Raw genomic sequence first — 18,494 nt, forward strand, 5'->3', positions numbered from 1 at the left:
GTGGGTGCCGGATCGTCGTGGGAGTTGTTGCTGCTCGCGGGTCAGTTACCGGCGATCTGGCCCGCGCCGTTGAGGTAGGCGAGAACGGCGAGGACTCGGCGGTGCCCACTGTCGGTGACGGCGAGGCCCAGCTTCTGGAAGATGTTGCCGATGTGCTTGTGTACGGCATTGTCGGTGATGACAAGCCGGTCGGCGATGGTGTTGTTGTCGTGTCCCTGTGCCATCAGCGCGAGTACCTCGCGTTCGCGGGGGGTGAGGACGGAGATCGGGTCCCGGCGGTGGGCGAGGAGTTGGGCGATGACCTCGGTGTCCATGGCGGTACCGCCGGCGGCCACCCGGCGCAGCGCGTCGACGAACTCATCCACCCGGCTGACGCGGTCCTTGAGGAGGTAACCGACGCCGCCACCGGTGGTGGCGAGTAGTTCGGCGGCGTACTGCTGCTCGACGTACTGCGACAGGACCAGGACCGGTAGGCCGGGGTGTTCCCGCCGGGCCTCCAGGGCGGCTCGGATGCCCTCGTCGCGGAACGACGGCGGTAGCCGGACGTCGACGATGGTGACGTCGGGCTGATGGTCCCGCACGGCGGTGAGGAAGCCCGCCGCATCCTCGGCGATGGCGGCGATCTGGAAGCCCACGCGGGTCAGCAGCAGTTCCAACCCGGTGGACAGCAGGACGTTGTCTTCGGCGATCACTACCCGCACGGCAGCTCCAAGGTGATGGTCGTCGGTCCGCCGGCCGGGCTGTCGACCTCGACGGTGCCGTCGAGCGCGAGCGCCCGGCGGCGGATCCCCGCCAGGCCGGTGCCTCGCCGATGGTCGGCGCCGCCGGTGCCGTTGTCGGTGATCGCCACCGACAACCGGTCTGCCGTACGGCTCACCCGGACGCCGGCCGTGGTCGCGTGACTGTGCCGGGCGACGTTGGTCAGTGCTTCGGCGACGGCGAAGTAGACGACGGCCTCCACGGCCGCCGGTACCCGGTCGAGGTCACCGATGTCCAGTCGGGTGGGCACCCCGCAGCGGGCGGTCACCGCGGTCAGGGCGCCGGCGAGGCCCCGGTCGGCGAGGATGGGCGGATAGACGGTGCGGATCACGTCACGTAGTTCGGTCATCGCCTCCTCGGTTCCTTCGTGTGCGTCCCGAAGAAGTCCTTCCAGGAACTGCTCGTTCCGCGGATTGTCGGACAGTGCCTGCCGGGCCACGGCCAGCCGCATGGCGATGGCCACCAGCCGGGCCTGGGTGCCGTCGTGCAGATCGCGCTCGATCCGGCGCAGTTCTGCGCCGTGTGCGTCGAGCACGTCCGCCCGGGTGCGGGTCAACACGGCGACCCGGTCGGTGAGCTGTTCGGCCGTCGAGGGCGACAGCGTCGCCAGGCAGATCCGGGCGTGGGCGCGAGCCATCGGCGGAAGGAAGAGGTATGCCAGTGCGGTGAGGAGGAGGAGTTGTAGGGGACCGAGGATGAGGGCATCAGCCCAGTCGGTTACCGGGATGTCGATGAACAGCCGTGGCCGGTCCTCCGGCTCGAATGCCCACCACAGTGGTGTGGCGACTGCGGCGGGCAGCAGGTTGCCTACGCACAGCAGCGCGGCGAGGCCGAGCGCTACGCCGGTTGCCGCGTTCACCGGTAGCCATAGCAGGTTCCGGCGGGTGGTCGGATCGGTCCAGGTCCGACGTGCCGTGGCGGGCGGGGCCGGACGTGGTGCGATGGGCGTGTCGAGTAGCCGGCCGGCGCGGTCGCGGTGCCAGCCCGCCCACCGTCGGGCAAGCCTCGGATGGCACAGCAACGGCAGCGCGAGCGCCGTGACGATCCCGGAGCCCAGTGACCCCAGCAGGTAGACCCCGCCGCGCCACGCCTGCGACCACCGCCGACCCGACGTCACACCGCGTCCCGTCGTGTACCCGCTGCGGTACGGTCCCTCCGCGTGTTCCGACACGAGATCAAGTCTGCGGTATGGCCAACCTGCGGGCACTACAGCCAGCTGTAACTCACATGCGGTGGTACGGGGTATCGGTATGCGACGACGCCGAACCTAGCGTCGGACGCATGAGGTTGAGCGGCAGGAACCCATCGAGACGACGCGTGGCGCTGGTCGGGGCCACCGCGACCGACTCGCTATCCCCGGGTTCGACAACGGCGACCCGGTCGTACGCGGTGCGACTGGAGTCGGTGTCGAAGGTGTACGAGTCGGGGAAGAACGAGGTACGCGCTCTGGACGGGGTGACAGCCGGATTCCGGCGTGGCACGTTCACCGCCGTCATGGGTCCGTCCGGGTCCGGCAAGAGCACGCTGCTGAACTGCGCGGCAGGTTTGGGCCGGCCGACATCGGGCCGGGTCGTGCTGGCGGACACGGAGCTGTCCGGCCGTTCGGAGACCGAGCTGACCGAGCTCCGGCGGGACCGGATCGGGTTCGTCTTCCAGGCGTACAATCTGCTTGGCGCGTTGACCGTGGCGGACAACGTCACGTTGCCCGTCCGGTTGGCCGAGAAGCCTATCGACCACGAACGCCTGGCGAGCGTCCTCGCCGCGGTCGGGCTGGCCGAACATCACGACCGCCGTCCGAGCCAGCTCTCCGGTGGCCAACAGCAGCGGGTGGCGATTGCCCGAGCGCTCATCAACCGGCCCGACCTGGTATGCGCCGACGAGCCGACGGGTGCGCTGGACAGCCGCAGCGGCCGCCAGGTCCTGGCACTGCTCAGGAGGATCGTCGACGACCTGGGGCAGACCGTGCTGATGGTCACGCACGATCCGGTCGCGGCCGCGCGGGCCGACAGTGTGGTGTTCCTCGCCGACGGCCGGTTGGCCGGTGAGATGACCGAGCCGTCCGCCGAGCAGATCGCCGAGCGGATGACGCATCTGGGGGAGCCGTGAGCCGCGGTGTCTTGTCGAAGCGGACGCTGGCGCTGGCGTGGCGCACGGTGAAGGGACGGAAGGGCGGTTTCGTCGCGGCGTTCGTCGCGGTGCTGTTCGGCTCGGCGGTGATCACGGCCTGCGGGATCCTGCTGGAGAGCAGCCAGCGCCTGGTCGTACCGACCGAGCGCTACCAGGCTGCCGACCTGGTGGTGGGTGCCCCACAGGCACTGCCGGTGGCCGACGACGTGGATCCCAGGTTCGGTGAGCGGGCCACCCTGGCGGCCGACCGGGCCGGCGACATCGCGCGGGTGCCCGGCGTCCGGGCGGCGATCGCCGACGTCAACGTGCCGGTCAGCCTCGTGGCGGCGGACGGCCAGGTGCTCGCCGGGCCGGACGGCAACCCGGCGCTCGGGCATGGCTGGCGGTCGGCCGCACTCGGCCCGTTCGTCATGCGCGCCGGCCATGCCCCGACGGGGCCGGACGAGGTCGTGCTGGACTTCGCGCTGGCCGAGCGAGCCGGCGTCACCGTCGGCGCGTCGGTTCGACTCGCGGTCGGCTCGAACACGTCCACCTACCGGGTGACGGGCATCGCGGGCCTGCCTGGAGGCAAACTCGTCCGGCAGTCCGCGCTGTTCTTCACCGATGACCGGGCCCGGCAACTGACCGGCCAACCGGACCGGGTGGACGTGATTGGCGTGCTGGCCGTACCCGGTGTCCGTGCCGACGAGTTGGCCAGTGCCATCGAGGCGGCAGTCTCCGGTGTGGTCGTCTACACCGGCGGTGCACGAAGCGAGGCAGAGTTCCTCGACATCGGCAGCGCGCGTTCGTTCATCAGCGAGCTGTCCCTGGCATTCGGCAGCAGCATGGTTCTTGTGATCATGGTCGTTGTGGCGAGCACACTCGCCTTCACCGTTCGACACCGACTGCGGGAACTGGCGCTGTTGCGGGCGATCGGCGCGACCCCGAAGCAGGTGCTCGGCATGATCGCCGCCGAGACCACGGTGGTGGGCGCGCTCGGGGCAGTGTGCGGGGTGATCCCCGGCATCGGGCTGAGCTTCCTCCTCCGCGAAACCTTCACCCTGGTCGGCGCGATACCAGGCGACTTCGAACTGTCGATCAGCCCGCTGCCGGTGCTCGGGGCGATGGTGCTGTGCCTGATCGGTGCCCGGCTGGGCGGCTGGATAGCCGCCCGGCGCGCGGCCAGGCTCAGGCCGGTGGACGCGCTTGGCGAGGTCGCGGTAGAGCCGCCCGAACTCGGATGGCTCCGATTGACCGTCGGTGTGCTGCTCGTCCCCGCCGGTCTCGCCGCCGCGTTCGTGCTACCGCTGGTGCTACCCGGTGACGGGGCCGCTGAAAGCGCAGCCCTCTCGGCGTTCCTGCTCATCTTCGCCATCGCGCTGCTGGGGCCACGGTTGCTCGGCGGCGCCGTCACCGTGCTGGGCCCCTGGCTGAACCGCAGGTCGGGCGTCAGCGGGTTCCTCGCGACCGCGAACGCGCACGCCAACTCGCGGCGGCTCGCCGCGGCGACCACTCCGCTGATCATGGGCATCACCCTGGCCGCCGGGCAACTCTTCAGCGGAACGACCGCGAGCGCGGCGGCACAGGATCAGGCCGTGGCCGGCCTACGCGCGGACTACGTGGTCACCTCCAGGTCCGCCGGCCTGTCACCCGAGGTCGTGGACGTGCTCCGGAACGTGCCCGGCGTCTCGGCGGTGACCCCGGTCGTCCGTACCCGGACACTGGCGACCTTCACCTCGGAGGACAGCCTTCAGATCAGGACGTACGCGGCACAGGGGGTCACCGGTGACCAACTCGCCGAGACCCTGGATCTCGGCGTTCTCAAGGGTGATGTTGCGGACCTGCGAGGCGACACGGTGGCGTTGAGCCGGATCGCGGCGGGCACCCTCGGTGCTGCTCTCGGTGACACCGTCGACCTCCGTCTCGGTGACGGCACACCGATCACACCCAGGGTGGTGGCGCTCTACGAGCGGGGCCTCGGCCTCGGTGATGTCACACTGCCGCACGATCTCGTCCTCGAACACACCACCGACCGGCTGGACTTCGCGGTGCTGGTCACGGCGGCCAGCGGAACCGACGTCGGGGCACTCGGCGATGCGTTGCGATCCGCCGCCCGCCACCTCCCGACCATCCAGGTCGACAATCGTGAGTCGTTCGTCGCCGCACAGCGCGATGCCGTCGCCGGCGACTCGGCGGTCGGACTTATCCTCAACGCGGTCCTGCTCGGCTACCTCGCGATCGCCGTGGTGAACACCCTGGTGATGGCGACCGCCGCACGCTTCCGGGAATTCGCCCTGCTCCAACTGGTCGGCGCCACCCGTCGCCAGGTGTACGCGATGATGCGCAGCGAGGCGCGGATCATCATCGTCGCAGCCGTGCTCATCGGTACCCTGGCCGCGATCCCATCGTTGGTCGGCACCAGCCTCGGGTTGACCCGGACGCTGATTCCGTCCATCCCACCGCTCAGCTACCTGGGAATCGTCGCGGTCGCCGCGCTGCTCGGCTGGGCTGCCATCATGTGTGCGACCCGGATCGCCATGCGTTCGCAGCCGGTCGACGCGATGGGCGGTCGCGAGTGATGTCGGTGCACTACAGCCTGCTGTACCACATATCCGGTGGCACGAGGTATCGGTCCACGTCGACGCCGCTCCTAACGTCAGTGGCATGCGATTGAACAGCAGGAACCTGTCGAGGCGGCGGGTCGCGCTGGCCGCGGTGGCGGGACTTGTCGCCCTCACGGTCACGGTCACCGGACTGAATGCGGCCGAGAAGGTCGGGAACGGTGCCGACCCCGCCGTCACCCGGTTGCAGCGGGACACCGACGCGATCCACGCCCTCGGGGTGACCGGGGTGCAGGCCCGGGTGACCACCTCCGACGGTCGGGACCTCGTCGCCACCAGCGGCGTCGTCGATCGTGGCACCGGACGTCCGGTGCCACCCCACGGACGCTTCCGGATGGCGAGCACCCGCAAGGCGTTCGAAGCCACCGTCGTCCTGCAACTGGTCGAGGAGCACCGACTGTCCCTCGACGACACCGTCGAGCGATGGCTGCCCGGAATGGTCCGGGGCAACGACAACGACGGCCGCCGGATCACCGTGCGTCACCTTCTGCAGAACACCAGTGGTATCCACGACGACCTGCCCGGCTACACGACGCCCGAGGAGTACCGTCAGCGGCGATACGACGTGTACACCCGCGAGCAACTCGTGGCGCGGGCGATGAACCACCGGCCGGATTTCGAACCCGGAGCGGGCTGGGCCTACTCCAACACCGGCTTCGTCCTGGTCGGCATGATCATCGAGCGGGTTACCGGCCGGTCTCTGCAACAGGAGGTCACCGACCGGATCGTCGGTCCGCTCGGGCTGCACCACACCACCTGGCCCGGGACCTCGCCGTTCGTGCCCCAGCCGCACGCTCGGGCATATCAACTGTTCGAGACCGGTGAGCTGGTGGACGTCACCGAGCAGGTGCTGGTAGATCCGGACTCCATGATCTCCAGCACCCGGGACCTCGACCGGTTCTTCCGGGCGTTGCTGGGCGGCCGGCTGCTGCGCCCCGCGCAACTGGCCGAGATGAAGCGAACGGTCGAGATCAACGAGGACATCAACGTGATCTGGCCGGGTGGCCGCTACGGGCTCGGCCTGGCCAGCCGTCCGCTGCCCTGCGGTGGCGTCTACTGGGGCCACGACGGCGGCGACGGCGGCTACATCACGGTCAACGGCGTCACCGACGACGGCCGGCGCAGCGCCGTGGTCTCCATGTCCGCCTCGCTCGGCGACTCGATGGACCACCAACTCCAGCAGCAACGCGGTGCCGACACGCTGATCCAGAACGCGCTGTGCGGCCAGGTCTAGTCGCACCGCGCAGCGTGTCGTGAACGATCGGCCCTGACCGGCGATCGCCACGCCGGCCAGGGCCGATCCGGAGGGGAACGGGTGGTGTGACTTGCGGCGGCCCGGACAGCAGCCCACAGCCGAGCGGATGACGTTGTCGAGAGCGGACCAGATCCAGGGAGAACTCACAGCGGGTGCCTTCTGCTCGATCGAGGCGCAGCAGGCGTTCTCTGCCGGTAGCCAGCCGTGGGGGGAGAGGCACTTGCCATCATGAGGTGTGTTACTCGACGAGCTCGGCCAGGTCGTCAATGGTGAGGCGAAGCCCGGCTGCGGCGATGTTGTCAGTCAGGTGGTCGAGCGAGCTGGTGCCGGGGATGGCCAGGGTCACCGGTGACGTCGCGAGTAGCCGCGAGGACCGTGAAGCGTTCGGCGAGTGATTCGTCGCCGGCTTTGCCCATACCGCCCACGCGTAGGTAGACCAGGTCGAGGTGGTCCTGGCCGAGGCGGCGCAGATCCTGTTCGACCAGACCGCGCAGCTGAGCGGCGGATGCCTCGTCAGCGGAGCTGACCTTGGTGGCGATCACCAGGTCTTTCGGATACGGCGACAACGCTTGCCGGATCAGCTCGTGCGCATGGAGGTCACCGAACCCATAGGTGCCGGCGGTGTCGACGTGGTTCACGCCGAGTTCCACGGCACGGCGCAGCACCGCGACGGCCACCTTTGGGATCGCGAGTGGAGCCACCGAGGGCCTCCCACGGCATGTCCGGATACCGGGCCGTGAGCTCGCGAAAACTGAAGGACGGCCGCGCCGCACCCGCGGGTCCGTGCACCCTTTCCAGCCTGCGGCATCCGTGGCTCACGGTAACCGTAGGGGCTGGATACGGAGCGATAGGTGTGGACGCGGGTCGCGGTGATACTCGGATGACGGCGATGGAACGGTCGAGGACGATGGCGCGGTGGATGAGCAGCAGGACGCCGAGCGGAGCCGCTTCCGCGATCCCTTGACCCCTCTGTACGCGCTGGCGGCCGAGGAGATCTACGTCGTGTGTCCCCGGTGCGGCCGTCGCGCCGTTGATGCTCCACGTCCGAACGGGACCAGGTGGGTGTTGACGTGGCCGCGCCGCCTCGCTTGCCGGAAGTGCGGCTACTCCGCGTCCTGGGCGCCCAGCAACCAGCAAGGTTCTGCCTGGGGCGGACCAGTGGATCCGTTCTTCCAGTTGCCGCTGTGGTTGAAGGCCGAGTGCTGCGGCGGGCACGTGTTGTGGGCGTTCAACCCTGCGCATTTGGACCTGTTGGCGGACTACGTCGCCGCGCGGCTGCGCGAGCGCGGGCCGGTGCCCGGCCGCATGAGTTTGGTGGAACGGCTGCCGGTGTGGCTGAAGGCCGCCAAGAACCGTGATGAGGTTCTGCACGTTATCGGCCGGCTGCGCGCATCGCTCGGTGAGTGCGAGGCGTAGTACCGGTAGATAGCCGTAGATATGCATGGTGGAGATGTGGGCATGAAGAGGGCTCCAGAACACGGTGAGGGTGGGTTCAGCGCCGTCGTTGGGCGCTTGGCGCAGCCGGCCACGTGCTCGCGGCGAGTGTGGCCGCCGCGATTCGGGTCGCCCTCCACCGATGGGCACAGCCAAGCGCCGCGAACCCCTCGACCGGTGGGCTCGTCGTGCCCTCCGGTTCACTGGCCGACCTGTTCACAAGGGCCGGAATGCGACAGGGCTCGAATACCGTCACTTCACCAGGTTTCGCAAACCCGGTCGGAGTGGGTACGGCGGGAGTGGGTACGGCGGAAAAGGCGGGGACCCGGCCGCCTGTCGACGACCGGGTCCCTGGAACCGGGGTGTTGATCAGACGTTCACCGGCTCGCGCTCCGGCTCCGTGCTCAGGTGCTCGCGGAGCCGCTCACCCTCGATGTCGACGTTCGGCAGCACCTTCTGCAGCCAGCGCGGCAGCCACCATGCGGCCTTGCCGAGCAGCGACATCACCGCTGGCACCAGCGTCATCCGGACGATGAAGGCGTCGATCGCCACGCCGACCGCGAGGGCGAAGCCCATCGACTTGATGATCGGATCCTCGACCAGGATGAAACCGGCGAACACCGCAGTCATGATCAGCGCGGCGGCGGTGACCACCCGACCACCGTGCCCCATGCCGTTGATGGTGGCCTGCCGGGGAGTGTCGCCGTGTACGAAGTCCTCCCGCATGCGCGACACCAGGAAGACCTCGTAGTCCATCGCCAGGCCGAACAGGATGCCGATGAGCAAGATGGGCAGGAAGCTCACCAGCGGACCCGGGGTGTCCAGGCCGACCAGGTCGCTCAGCTCGCCCGTCTGGAACGTCAACACGGTGAGGCCGAAGGTGGCGCCGACCGTCAGGAGGAAGCCCAGCGCGGCCTTCAGCGGCACCAGGATGGACCGGAACACCAGCATCAGCAACAGCACCGACAGGCCCACGACGAGCAGCAGGTAGACGGGCATCGCGTCGGAGAGCTTCTCGGACACGTCGATGCCGACTGCGGTCTGACCGGTCAGCGCGATGTCGGCACCATCGATCTTCGCGACCTTGGCCCGGATGTCGTGTACCAGAGTCTCGGTCGCCTCGTCGGTCGGACCGGTCTTCGGGATGACCCCCAGCAGGGCGGTCCGCTGATCGCGACTCAGATTCGGCGGGGTGAGGGTGAGCAGGTTATCGGTACCCTGCACCGCTGCGGTGACGGCACCGACGGCTGTTGCGGTCTGCTCCGGTGAGTCACCCGACACGATCATCGCCAGTCGACCGTTGAAGCCCGGGCCGAAACTCGCGGTGGTCAGGTCCGCGGCCTCGCGGGCCGGGGTGCCTTCGGCGCTGTTACTGGCGTCGGGCAGCGCCAGGCGCATGTCGGCGGCCGGGATGGCGAGTGCGCCGAGACCGAGCACGCCGACCAGGAGTACCGGTACCCGCAGCCGGATGACGATCCGCGCCCAGCGGAACCCGAAGCCTTCGGCGCGTATCGGGGCGTCGGTGCGCCGCTGCTTGCGGGACAGGACGCGTGGGCCGACGAACCCGAGCAGGGCGGGCAGCAGGGTGATGGCGACCAGGACAGCGATCGCAACGGTGGCGGCGGCAGCCAGACTCATCAGGGTCAGGAACGGGATGTTCACCACGGCCAGGCCAGCCAGCGCGATGACGACGGTGGCACCGGCGAAGACGACGGCGGAGCCGGCGGTACCCACCGCCCGACCAACCGCTTCCTCAGGCGACAGACCCTCGGTGAGGTACTCCCGATACCGGGAGGTGATGAAGAGCGAGTAGTCGATGCCGACCGCCAAGCCGAGCATGAGTGCGAGCACCGGCGTGACACTGGTCATTTCGATGGTGCTGCTCAACGCGTACAGGCCGGCCATGCCGACACCGACACCGATCAGCGCGTTGAGCATCGTCATGCCCGCCGCTACCAACGAGCCGAACGTCACGATCAGCACGACCAGGGCGATGACGACACCGATGGCTTCGGTTCCACCGATCTCCGGCTCGGTGGTCATCACCTCGCCGCCGTGCTCCACCTGGAAGCCGGCCGCCTTCGCCGCCGCACCGCTGCGCTGGTACGCCTCGCGCTGCGCGTCGGTGACCCCGTCCGCCCCCTCGATGAACTGCACCTGGATCATTGCGTGCCGCCCGTCCTGCGAGACGGCACCGGTCTGGAACGGGTCGAGCGCGGCCAGCACGCCGGGCAGGGAGTTGGCTTCCTGCACCAGGGCCTGCACCTGTGCCTGCACCGCTGCCGTCTCCATCGGCTTGGTCGGCTCCTGGCTTTCCGGCGCGGCCACCACGATTGTGCCGGTAGCACCGCTGGCCTCGGGGAACTCCTTCTTCAGCTGATCGATCGCGCGCTGGGACTCGGTGCCCGGCATCGTGAAGTTGCTTGCCGTCGGTCCCATGAACGTCAGCGCTGCGGTGCCGAGCGCCGCCAGCGCCGCGAGCCAGAGAACCAGCACCAGCTTCCGGCGTCGGAATGAGGCTCGGCCAAGCCGATAGAGCAAAGTTGCCATGTCTCTTCCTTGTCGAGGGACAGGGTTCGGTCGGTCGAAGTTCAGGTGCGGGGCAGCAGCGCCCGTCTCGCCACGTCGACGAGGATCGGGCGCAAGTCGGCGTCGCGCTCCTCGTCTCGGTCGATGACGATCGCGGCGATCCCGGCGAGCAGTACCTCGGCGGAGATCCGTGCCGCCGGGTCGGTCGATCGGCCGGCGACCACGTGGGTCAGGTTGTCGACCAGTGGCCAGTAGCCTTCGAACGGGGCTTGCTGGAACAGTTGTCGCGCGGTGTCGTAGATGAGCGCGACTTCCTGCCGATACCGGAGGACCAGGTCGACGAAGCCTTCGATGGCGGCCTCGCGAGCCGCCTCGACGTCAAGCTGACGTAGCCGTGTGTCGAGTTCGACAAAGTCTCTTGCGGCCGGTTCCATCAGCGTGACGAGGATCGCTTCCTTGCTGTCGAAGTGGTAGAGCAGGGTCGCCTTCGAACAACCGACCTCGACCGCGATGTCGTGCAGTGAGGTGCCCCGGAACCCGGTGTGCGCGAACTGACGGGCCGCGGCGGCCAGGATCCTGTCGCGGGTCTTACTCGGGACCATCGCGTCCACCTCCACCACGAAAGCATGCCTGACCGATCGGTCAGCAGCTGACCGATCGGTCAGAATGTGAGCTAGGTAACGGTGGGTAGTGGAACTTGTGGGGGCCGGTCCTTTTTTGGATCGATGGATATCATCCCCTCGGGGCGCCGATCGTCCTGACTGCTCCGTCCGCCTGCCAGGGGGTGCCCTGTGGTCCACCGCTCCTGTGACACTCCGCGTACGTCTGCCAGCCGGACCCTGTTGGCTGTGCTGCTGGCTGCGGTCGTCGTTCCGCTGGCCCTGGTCGCCGGGCCGGTCGACGCGTCGGCCGTTACCGTCGTCGACGGCAGTAGTAGCGTTCTGTTTCTCCGGCCCAACCTGGATCCGGTGCCGGACTCGGCCTATGCCGCGCCGGACCCGGGCAAGAACGGACCCCAACTCGGGGCCTATCAGGATCCTCGGCTGCGTGACGAAATCGCCGCGTTGGTCAATCTCACTGATCCGGGCTCCACCCTGTACGCCTCGCTGTACACCTTCAGCGATCAGGGAATCACCGACAACCTGCTGGCCGCCCACGCCCGAGGCGTCAAGGTCAGGTTGCTGGTCGAAGCCTGCACCGGCGGGGACCCGGCCACCTGCCGCCAGTCGACCCAGGTCGGTGCCCTGGTCGCCGGACTGCCCAGCTACACCCCCTCGGCGGTCGGCTCCTGGGTGAAGCAGTGCTACGCGTCCTGCGCGGGGGGTGGTGTGGGGGTCAACCACAGCAAGTTCTGGGTCTTCAGCGAGCTGTCCGACGGTCGTACCGACGTCACCGTCGTCACCTCGGCCAATCCCACCAAGCCACAGCAGCGGATGTGGCAGGACCAGCTACAGATATCCGGCAACAGCGCCTTGGCCGCCGCGTACCGCAGCTACGCCCATCGAAAACTCGCCGTTACCGGCACCAGCAAGGTGTACGAGACCGGGCACGTGGACGCCGGTGCCTTTCGGGTCTGGTTCTCGCCCCGCAACTCGCCGAGCGCTGCGGAGGACGCGACGATCAACGCGTCGTTCAACCCGCAGAGCATCCGGCACGACGTCTTCGCGGCGGCAATCGACGACGTACAGTGCTCCAGCAGCCGTACCGACGACATCATCCAGCTCGCCATGTGGGGGTTCCGCGCGGCCCGGCCCGAGGTGATCGACGCATTGGGGGACAAGCTGGCCGCCGGCTGCACGGTAGAGGTAGCCGCCGGTGAGCATCAGGACGCGCTACCCGCCCTGACCGCTCGCGGTATCCCGGTCTACTCGATGAATCCCGGCGGATGTCGACAGTCCTTCTTCGCAGTGGGCACCACAGTCAACTCGGAGTGTTCGGACGGCAGCATCCATTCGAAGTACCTGGTGGTCCAAGGGGTGTCGCGAAAGGACCAGCAGCTGCATCGGTACGTCTACACCGGCTCGCACAACCTCACCAACGGGGCGCTGAAGAAGAACGACGAGATCCTGATGCGAGTCGACGACCAGAGCCTCTTCGACGCGTACGTCGCGGACTTCACCGCGATCAGGCAGGCTGCGGTCGTCATCGCCCCGAACCGGTACCCGGACGCCACCTTCGCCACTGCCAACGCCGTCGACACCGGTGACCAGTTCGCCCCGGCAGTCGCCGCGTACCAGGACGCCGATGGCCGGCACCGGTCCGTGGCGGCCTATGCCTCCGGTTCCCGAAGCACGCTCAACAACGAGATCCGGTTGGGCCGGTTCGTCGACGGCGTACGCCAGTCCGACGTCGTGGTGCGCACCGGTGGCAGCAGTACGGCGTGGAACTATCGGACCCCGGACGTCGGCATCACCTCGACCGGGGATGCCGTGGTGGTGTGGGCCGACGACGGCAACGGCAACGGCGGGTACGAGATCCGGGCCCGTCGGGTGCGCGCGGACGGCACCATGGGCCCGGTGCTGAATGTCAACAGCCAGGCCGACGGCGACCAGAGCGAACCCTCCGTCGCGGTGCTGCCGGACAGCCGGTTCGCGGTCACCTGGCAGGACCGCTCCACGGCCGGCGCGAGTTCCATCCGGTACGCCAGTTTCTCCGCCACCGACAGTCGGCTCTCCCCGGTGGCCGGGGGCTACGACGTTCCGGTGCAGGCGGTCATCGGGGGCACCTACCGTAAGCCGGACCTGGCGGTCGACGCGGCCGGTACCGCGGTGGTGGCCTGGGAGGACGACGCGGACGGCAACGGCGGCTACAGCATCCGGGCCGCCACCGGCACCCTCGACGGGGTGTTCGGCGGCATCATCGCCGTGCACACCGGGACCTTCTCCGACGGGCAGCAACTCGAACCCGTGGTGGCCGCTACGGCATCCGGCACCTGGTATGTGGCCTGGACGGACTACTACGACCAGCGGACCGGGTACGACGGCCGACCCCAGTCGATGATCTACCTACGCGCCTTCGCCGGTTCGACGGCCCTCTTCGCGCCGAAGACGGTCAGTGGGCCGATCTACCGGTGGACCACGAGCACCTCCGGGCAGTACGTGGTGACCAGCCAGACGCCGTACCAGTCGGACCGGGTCGGCCGGCAGTCCCACCCGGACATAGCGGTGGACGCCGCCGGCAACGCGGTGCTGGTGTGGCAGGAGAGCGGCCAGTCCACCGGGCTGACCAGCGCCCGCAGCGGCACCGAGGTGTGGGCGCGAGGGATCGACGCGACCGGCAGCACCGACAACCTCTTCCCGGAGTACCGACTGAGCGTGTTCACCGCGAACCAGCAGGACGCCCCGGTGGTCGGGATGGACCAGTCGGGCATGCTGACCGCCGTGTACGTCGATGACTGGGACGGCAACGGCGGCACCCAACTGAAGATCAGGTACGGGTTCCGCAACTGTGCGCAGCGCTGCTGAGCCGGCTCGCGGCGGGCGCTGGTCGTTGATGGCGTGCACCACATCACCGCCCTGGACTTTGCCGAACTCCGCTGGTCGTCGTTTCCTTGACCGATGGACTATTCGTGGCTTCGCCGGCCAGCCGGCGAGGTGCCCGAGGCCGCACGGACCCTACTCGGTTGGGAGGTTTCGGCCGGCGGTGTCCGGATCAGGCTGACCGAGGTCGAGGCGTACGCCGGAACGGGGGAAGATCCGGCCTCGCACGCCCACCGGGGACCGACGCCCCGGACCAAGGTCATGTTCGGGCCGGCTGGACACGCCTACACCTACTTTGTGTTCGGCGTCCACTGGTGCCTGAACGTCGTCTGTGGTGACGACGGTGAGGCGGCGGCGGTGCTGCTCCGAGCGGGTGAGGTCATCGATGGACTGGACGTCGCCCGCGAGCGTCGCGGGGCGGTGGCCGACCGGGATCTGGCGCGGGGACCGGCCCGGCTGGTGGTGGCGCTCGGGATCACCTCGTCCGCGAACGGCACCTCCATGATCGACGGAAGCGGCCCCCTTCTGTTGACCCCGCCGACCCGGCCGGTCGACCCGGCACTGATCGTCGCGGGGCCCCGCGTCGGGGTGGCCGCCGCCCACGACGTGCCCTGGCGATTCTGGATCAGCGCCGACCCGACGGTCAGCCCATACCGACGGCACGTGCCCCGTCGGCGGGTCGCGAGACAGTCCGGTGGGGTTGCGTAGTCCGGTTTACTCGCCCAGCTCCGTAGCCGGACGGGCCAGGACATGGCGGCGCCGGTACTCGCTCGACCGTGACGCCGGCTGGCTCGACCCCATGCTGCTGCGCGGCGAGCGAAGCGTGCTGAACGACCATCTGACGATCGTGGACGACGGGCCGCTGCCGGTCGACGGTCCCAACACGCTCTTCGAGGTCGGCGACGAACGGGTGGCGGGGCGTGAGCTGGCCGGACGTGACCTCAACGGCGTCGAATGGCGGGTGGAGCGGATCCGGGTGGCGACGGACGGCACCCGCGAGGACGCGCTGCGGATCACGACGGAGATCGAGGACGCGGGCGACATCTACGTCGACAAGGAGCCCGACGACAACCCGATCGGTATCGGCGAGATAGTGACCGTGTGGGAGGACGAGCACGGGCAGTGGGACCTGGCCCTGGTCCGACTCTGACCGGCAACACACAAGTCCCGCCCTCGCGCAGCCGATGGCTGGGGGGTGTGTACCGCTAACGGAGCAGGTTTGTGACCTGGCGGAGGTAGTCGTCGACCTGGGAACGGTCGTACCCCCGGAACTTCACCAGCAGTCTGGTGTTGCTCAACTCGGACAGCACCGCAGACCGCTGGGCGGGGTCGGTGGACACTCGCGCTTCGGCGGCACGCCGTACGACCGCGTCTACCTGGGCGGGGTCGTAGCCGCGCAGCACGATGGTGAAGTTGGGCAGGGCATCGACAGGCATGGCGCAACGTTACCGGGTGAGCAGGCCGACCAGTTGCGCCGCGTCCAGCAGATCGACCCGGTTGGCATCCAGTTCCGCCCGGTGCAGGGCGTACACCTGCGCGCCGTCGGCCAGTTCGACGTCACCGCGCACCAGGGCGGCGAAGCCGGGCAGCGGCGCGCCGTCGGTGGTCTGCGGTCCGGCGGCGGCGGGATGGGGCTCATTGCCGGTGGGTACGCCGTCGGCCGGGCCGAGTGCCGTGAGTCGATGCGCGAACGCTGGCACGGATTCGTCCTCGCCTCGCCGGTAGGTCACCAGGCCGCCATCCCGGTGTCGTACGTGCACGGTTCGGGCACGGGCCGCCGCGTGCCAGCCGGCCACTTCCCAGAGGCTGATCCGGTGGCCGGCGGTGAAGTACCGGTTCACGGCGGCGGTGAGTCGCCCGAGGGTTCGCGAGTAACGGGCCACGCTGTGCTGGCCGCCGGTACCGCTCATGGTGGCGTCGATCCAGCGCAGGGTCTGGGTCTGCAGGTCGACGAGGAGCGGGGTGGCGATCTTGACGTTGCCGGTCAGGTCGAATCGCTGCTCGACCGCCTTCGGCTCGAATGGCTGGCCGCCCCGACCCGGGTCGCCCATGAACCCGGCGAACGCGTCGGTCATGGCCTCGAACGCGACACCGTCGTAGCTGAAGACGATCATCGTGAGGTACCGGATACCGCGCTTGCGTAGCGCGGGCAGGTCGAGGTCGACGAACTCGCTGGCGCCGAGCGGAGCTGGGGCCGAGGTGAGGTCACCGGAGTGCACGGCGGCGGTGCCGGCGAACCGGAGCCGGGTGTAGTCGCACCAGCCGACGAAACTCCCGCCACCGTCGAACAGCGCCACCGACAGGTCCAGGTCGACCCGGGTCCGCGCCGGCTCGGTCCAGTGCACGAACAACCGGACGATCCGGCCCCCCGGCAGCGGCTGACAGCTACCCCGGGGCAGCCGGACCAGCGACGGTGAGGCATTCCGTTCGGTAAAGGGCGCGACCAGGTCGGCCAGGGCCGCGTCCAGCAGGGCCGCCTCGACCGCCGGCAGGGTGCCGGCGCGAGCGAGTAGTTCGTCGGCCAGCAACAGGTCCAGTTCACCGCCGAGGTCGGCCGCAAGCCGGGGACGGCGGTCCGGCTCGGTGAACAGCCGGGCACTGCCGCCACGCGGGAAGTAGAGCCGGGTGCCGGCCGGCCAGGTCGCGGCGCGTACCGCCCCGAGCGCGGCCAGCAGCACGCCGGGCGCGACGGCCGGCACGGCCTCGGCGACCGCCGACACCAGGGCGTCACCATCATCGGTACGACCGGCCAGCGCCACCAGTCGGCGGAGCAACTCGCCCGGACGTTGCGCGGCCAGTCGTAGGGCGCTCGCCAGATCGTCGGCCGCCATGGCCGCCTCGACCTGTCCCGCCCAGCCGATCAGCCGCAGCCGCGTTCCGTCCCGGCGCAGCGCCCCCGAGTGCTTGTAGGCGGTTTGCGTCAGGAGCCGCCCGAGCGGGGTCGACTCGTCGATGGTGGTACGGCGTAGGACGGCGAAGGCCACCGCCGCCCGGGGGTGCCGGTGGGCCTGTTCGAACGGATGTAGCTGCTCGGTGGCGTGCAGCCAGGCGACATGGTGCCGGCGCAGGTCCGCCGCAACCGCGGGCAGCGGCAGTGCGTCGAGCCGGTCGAGTAGCGCCCGGCGTACCCGACGCGGCAGCGATCGGTGCCGTTGTGGCGGGTCGACCAGGCCGGGGTCGCCGCCGTGCAGCACGTACAGCAGGCGCAGTACGTCGGTGGCCGTACCGATGTGGGTGGCCAGGAGGTCGGGCAGTCGGTCGGCGAGGGCCGGGTCGGCGACCAGCCGACCGAGCACCACCGCCCGGGTCTCCCGGACGGGGATCCGCTCCGGCAGCCAGCCCAGGTCGCCGTGCCCCACCTGATCCAGCAGTACGGTCAGGTCGGCCCGGTCCTGCGGGGCCAGCGGGGTCTGCCGGTCCAGCAGCCCGGTGATCAGCTGGTACACGGAACGGTTCAGGTCGACGGCGAGTTCCAGTACGGCGGCCCGGCGCGGCATCGGGATCGGCTTGCCGCCCTTCGGCAATGCGGTGACCGGTAGGAACGGCTCCGCCAGGTCGATGCGGCGCTGGCACAGCGGGCAGCCGGAATAGTCGGTCATGTCCCAGCATGCGTGGCAAATCAGGTGGGCACAGGGTGCCACCGGCCGAACGGTGGAACACTTCCCACACAGGACACAAGGCTGGTGCGGTTCCTGGAGGAGCAGGGTGAAGACCCGCTGGACGTAGAGGTCGTAGGTGTCGGCCGGGACGCTACGCGGAAACCTCCGGAACAGGGGGACGTGCGGTACGTCCGCGCCGACCAGCCTCTCCAGTACGACCAGCAGGCCCAGCCCGGTGGCGGCGAGCTGCTCGGCCGGCTGCCCGGCCAGGTGGTCGCGAAGCCGAGGACCCATGAGCCAGCCCATCGACAGCAGGTCGGCTTCCAGCGCCAGCAGGCCCTCGGCGGTCAACGCGGAGCGGCGACCCGACTGCTTGGCCTTCTGGCCACCGCCGGTCAGTAGTCCGGGAGCGACCAGACCCGTCCGGCGGAGCAGGACCGCCGCCAGCGGATCACCCTTGGCATCCGTCGTCCAGGTCGCGATGGCCAGGCCGGACACGGTCAACCTCCGCTCACACGGGACGGACATGGGACGGACATGGGACGGCGAGGGCGGAGATCGGGCGTACTAGTTTTTTAAGAGAAAAAATAGAAGGAAGCACGCCCAGGAGCCGCCCTCGCCGTAGCACGGAAGGCTACCGGTGGACGCGGGACAGGCGCATCCGGGTATCTGGCCCCGGTTCTTCGGGACTCCCAGATTCCACTCGTACCGG

The 18,494-nt window shown here is 69.2% G+C and carries 14 protein-coding genes; 7 read left to right on the forward strand and 7 right to left on the reverse strand.

What is annotated here, in order from left to right; genetic code table 11:
- Nucleotides 1-41: 41 nt before the first annotated feature.
- Both FHR38_RS27160 and FHR38_RS27165 read right to left on the reverse strand, forming a co-directional pair.
- Nucleotides 42-701, reverse strand: a complete 660-nt coding sequence (locus tag FHR38_RS27160) for a LuxR C-terminal-related transcriptional regulator (protein ID WP_184537533.1) — start codon at nucleotides 699-701, stop codon at nucleotides 42-44.
- A complete protein-coding gene (locus FHR38_RS27165) occupies nucleotides 692-1,930 on the reverse strand; it encodes a sensor histidine kinase (RefSeq protein ID WP_312882432.1) in 1,239 nt (412 codons plus the stop codon). The genes FHR38_RS27160 and FHR38_RS27165 overlap by 10 nt, the downstream gene beginning before the upstream one ends.
- Before the next feature lie 110 nt (nucleotides 1,931-2,040).
- Here FHR38_RS27165 and FHR38_RS27170 point away from each other — a divergent pair, with 110 nt between their 5' ends.
- The 3 genes from FHR38_RS27170 to FHR38_RS27180 all read left to right on the forward strand — a co-directional run bounded on the left by FHR38_RS27170 (nucleotide 2,041) and on the right by FHR38_RS27180 (nucleotide 6,720).
- Complete coding sequence (locus FHR38_RS27170) at nucleotides 2,041-2,865, forward strand: ABC transporter ATP-binding protein (RefSeq protein ID WP_184537535.1); 825 nt, start codon at nucleotides 2,041-2,043, stop codon at nucleotides 2,863-2,865.
- On the forward strand, nucleotides 2,862-5,444 hold the full coding sequence (locus tag FHR38_RS27175) for an FtsX-like permease family protein (RefSeq protein ID WP_184537537.1): 2,583 nt from the start codon (nucleotides 2,862-2,864) through the stop codon (nucleotides 5,442-5,444). Before FHR38_RS27170 ends, FHR38_RS27175 begins: the two co-directional genes overlap by 4 nt.
- An 85-nt stretch (nucleotides 5,445-5,529) precedes the next feature.
- A complete protein-coding gene (locus FHR38_RS27180; protein ID WP_184537539.1) occupies nucleotides 5,530-6,720 on the forward strand; it encodes a serine hydrolase domain-containing protein in 1,191 nt (396 codons plus the stop codon).
- A 320-nt stretch (nucleotides 6,721-7,040) separates the two neighbouring features.
- On the opposite strand, the gene FHR38_RS27185 is transcribed toward FHR38_RS27180, so the two are convergent.
- Nucleotides 7,041-7,442: an aldo/keto reductase gene (locus FHR38_RS27185; RefSeq protein ID WP_312882433.1), complete on the reverse strand. Its 402-nt coding sequence runs from the start codon at nucleotides 7,440-7,442 to the stop codon at nucleotides 7,041-7,043.
- A gap of 457 nt (nucleotides 7,443-7,899) precedes the next feature.
- Here FHR38_RS27185 and FHR38_RS31695 point away from each other — a divergent pair, with 457 nt between their 5' ends.
- Nucleotides 7,900-8,157 carry a hypothetical protein gene (locus FHR38_RS31695; protein ID WP_221449206.1) on the forward strand — a complete coding sequence of 86 codons (258 nt, stop codon included), beginning with the start codon at nucleotides 7,900-7,902 and terminating at the stop codon, nucleotides 8,155-8,157.
- Between the two features lie 387 nt (nucleotides 8,158-8,544).
- On the opposite strand, the gene FHR38_RS27195 is transcribed toward FHR38_RS31695, so the two are convergent.
- Together FHR38_RS27195 and FHR38_RS27200 are read right to left on the reverse strand one after the other, a co-directional pair.
- Entirely contained in the window at nucleotides 8,545-10,725 is a 2,181-nt protein-coding gene (locus FHR38_RS27195; protein ID WP_184537541.1) for an MMPL family transporter, read from the reverse strand.
- A gap of 41 nt (nucleotides 10,726-10,766) precedes the next feature.
- On the reverse strand, nucleotides 10,767-11,306 hold the full coding sequence (locus FHR38_RS27200) for a TetR/AcrR family transcriptional regulator (protein WP_184537543.1): 540 nt from the start codon (nucleotides 11,304-11,306) through the stop codon (nucleotides 10,767-10,769).
- Nucleotides 11,307-11,552: 246 nt separating this feature from the next.
- Here FHR38_RS27200 and FHR38_RS27205 point away from each other — a divergent pair, with 246 nt between their 5' ends.
- From FHR38_RS27205 to FHR38_RS27215, 3 genes are all read left to right on the forward strand, one after another.
- Entirely contained in the window at nucleotides 11,553-14,168 is a 2,616-nt protein-coding gene (locus FHR38_RS27205; RefSeq protein ID WP_184537545.1) for a phospholipase D-like domain-containing protein, read from the forward strand.
- Nucleotides 14,169-14,261: 93 nt separating this feature from the next.
- Nucleotides 14,262-14,891, forward strand: coding sequence for a DNA-3-methyladenine glycosylase (locus FHR38_RS27210; protein ID WP_184537547.1), 630 nt, complete (start codon nucleotides 14,262-14,264; stop codon nucleotides 14,889-14,891).
- Nucleotides 14,884-15,333 carry a hypothetical protein gene (locus FHR38_RS27215; protein ID WP_184537549.1) on the forward strand — a complete coding sequence of 150 codons (450 nt, stop codon included), beginning with the start codon at nucleotides 14,884-14,886 and terminating at the stop codon, nucleotides 15,331-15,333. Before FHR38_RS27210 ends, FHR38_RS27215 begins: the two co-directional genes overlap by 8 nt.
- Before the next feature lie 55 nt (nucleotides 15,334-15,388).
- On the opposite strand, the gene FHR38_RS27220 is transcribed toward FHR38_RS27215, so the two are convergent.
- Entirely contained in the window at nucleotides 15,389-15,619 is a 231-nt protein-coding gene (locus FHR38_RS27220) for a DivIVA domain-containing protein (protein WP_184540285.1), read from the reverse strand.
- A gap of 9 nt (nucleotides 15,620-15,628) precedes the next feature.
- Entirely contained in the window at nucleotides 15,629-18,280 is a 2,652-nt protein-coding gene (locus FHR38_RS27225; protein ID WP_221449207.1) for an MXAN_6230/SCO0854 family RING domain-containing protein, read from the reverse strand.
- Between the last annotated feature and the right edge of the window lie 214 nt (nucleotides 18,281-18,494).

This window comes from Micromonospora polyrhachis (genome assembly GCF_014203835.1).
Lineage (GTDB): Bacteria > Actinomycetota > Actinomycetes > Mycobacteriales > Micromonosporaceae > Micromonospora_H > Micromonospora_H polyrhachis.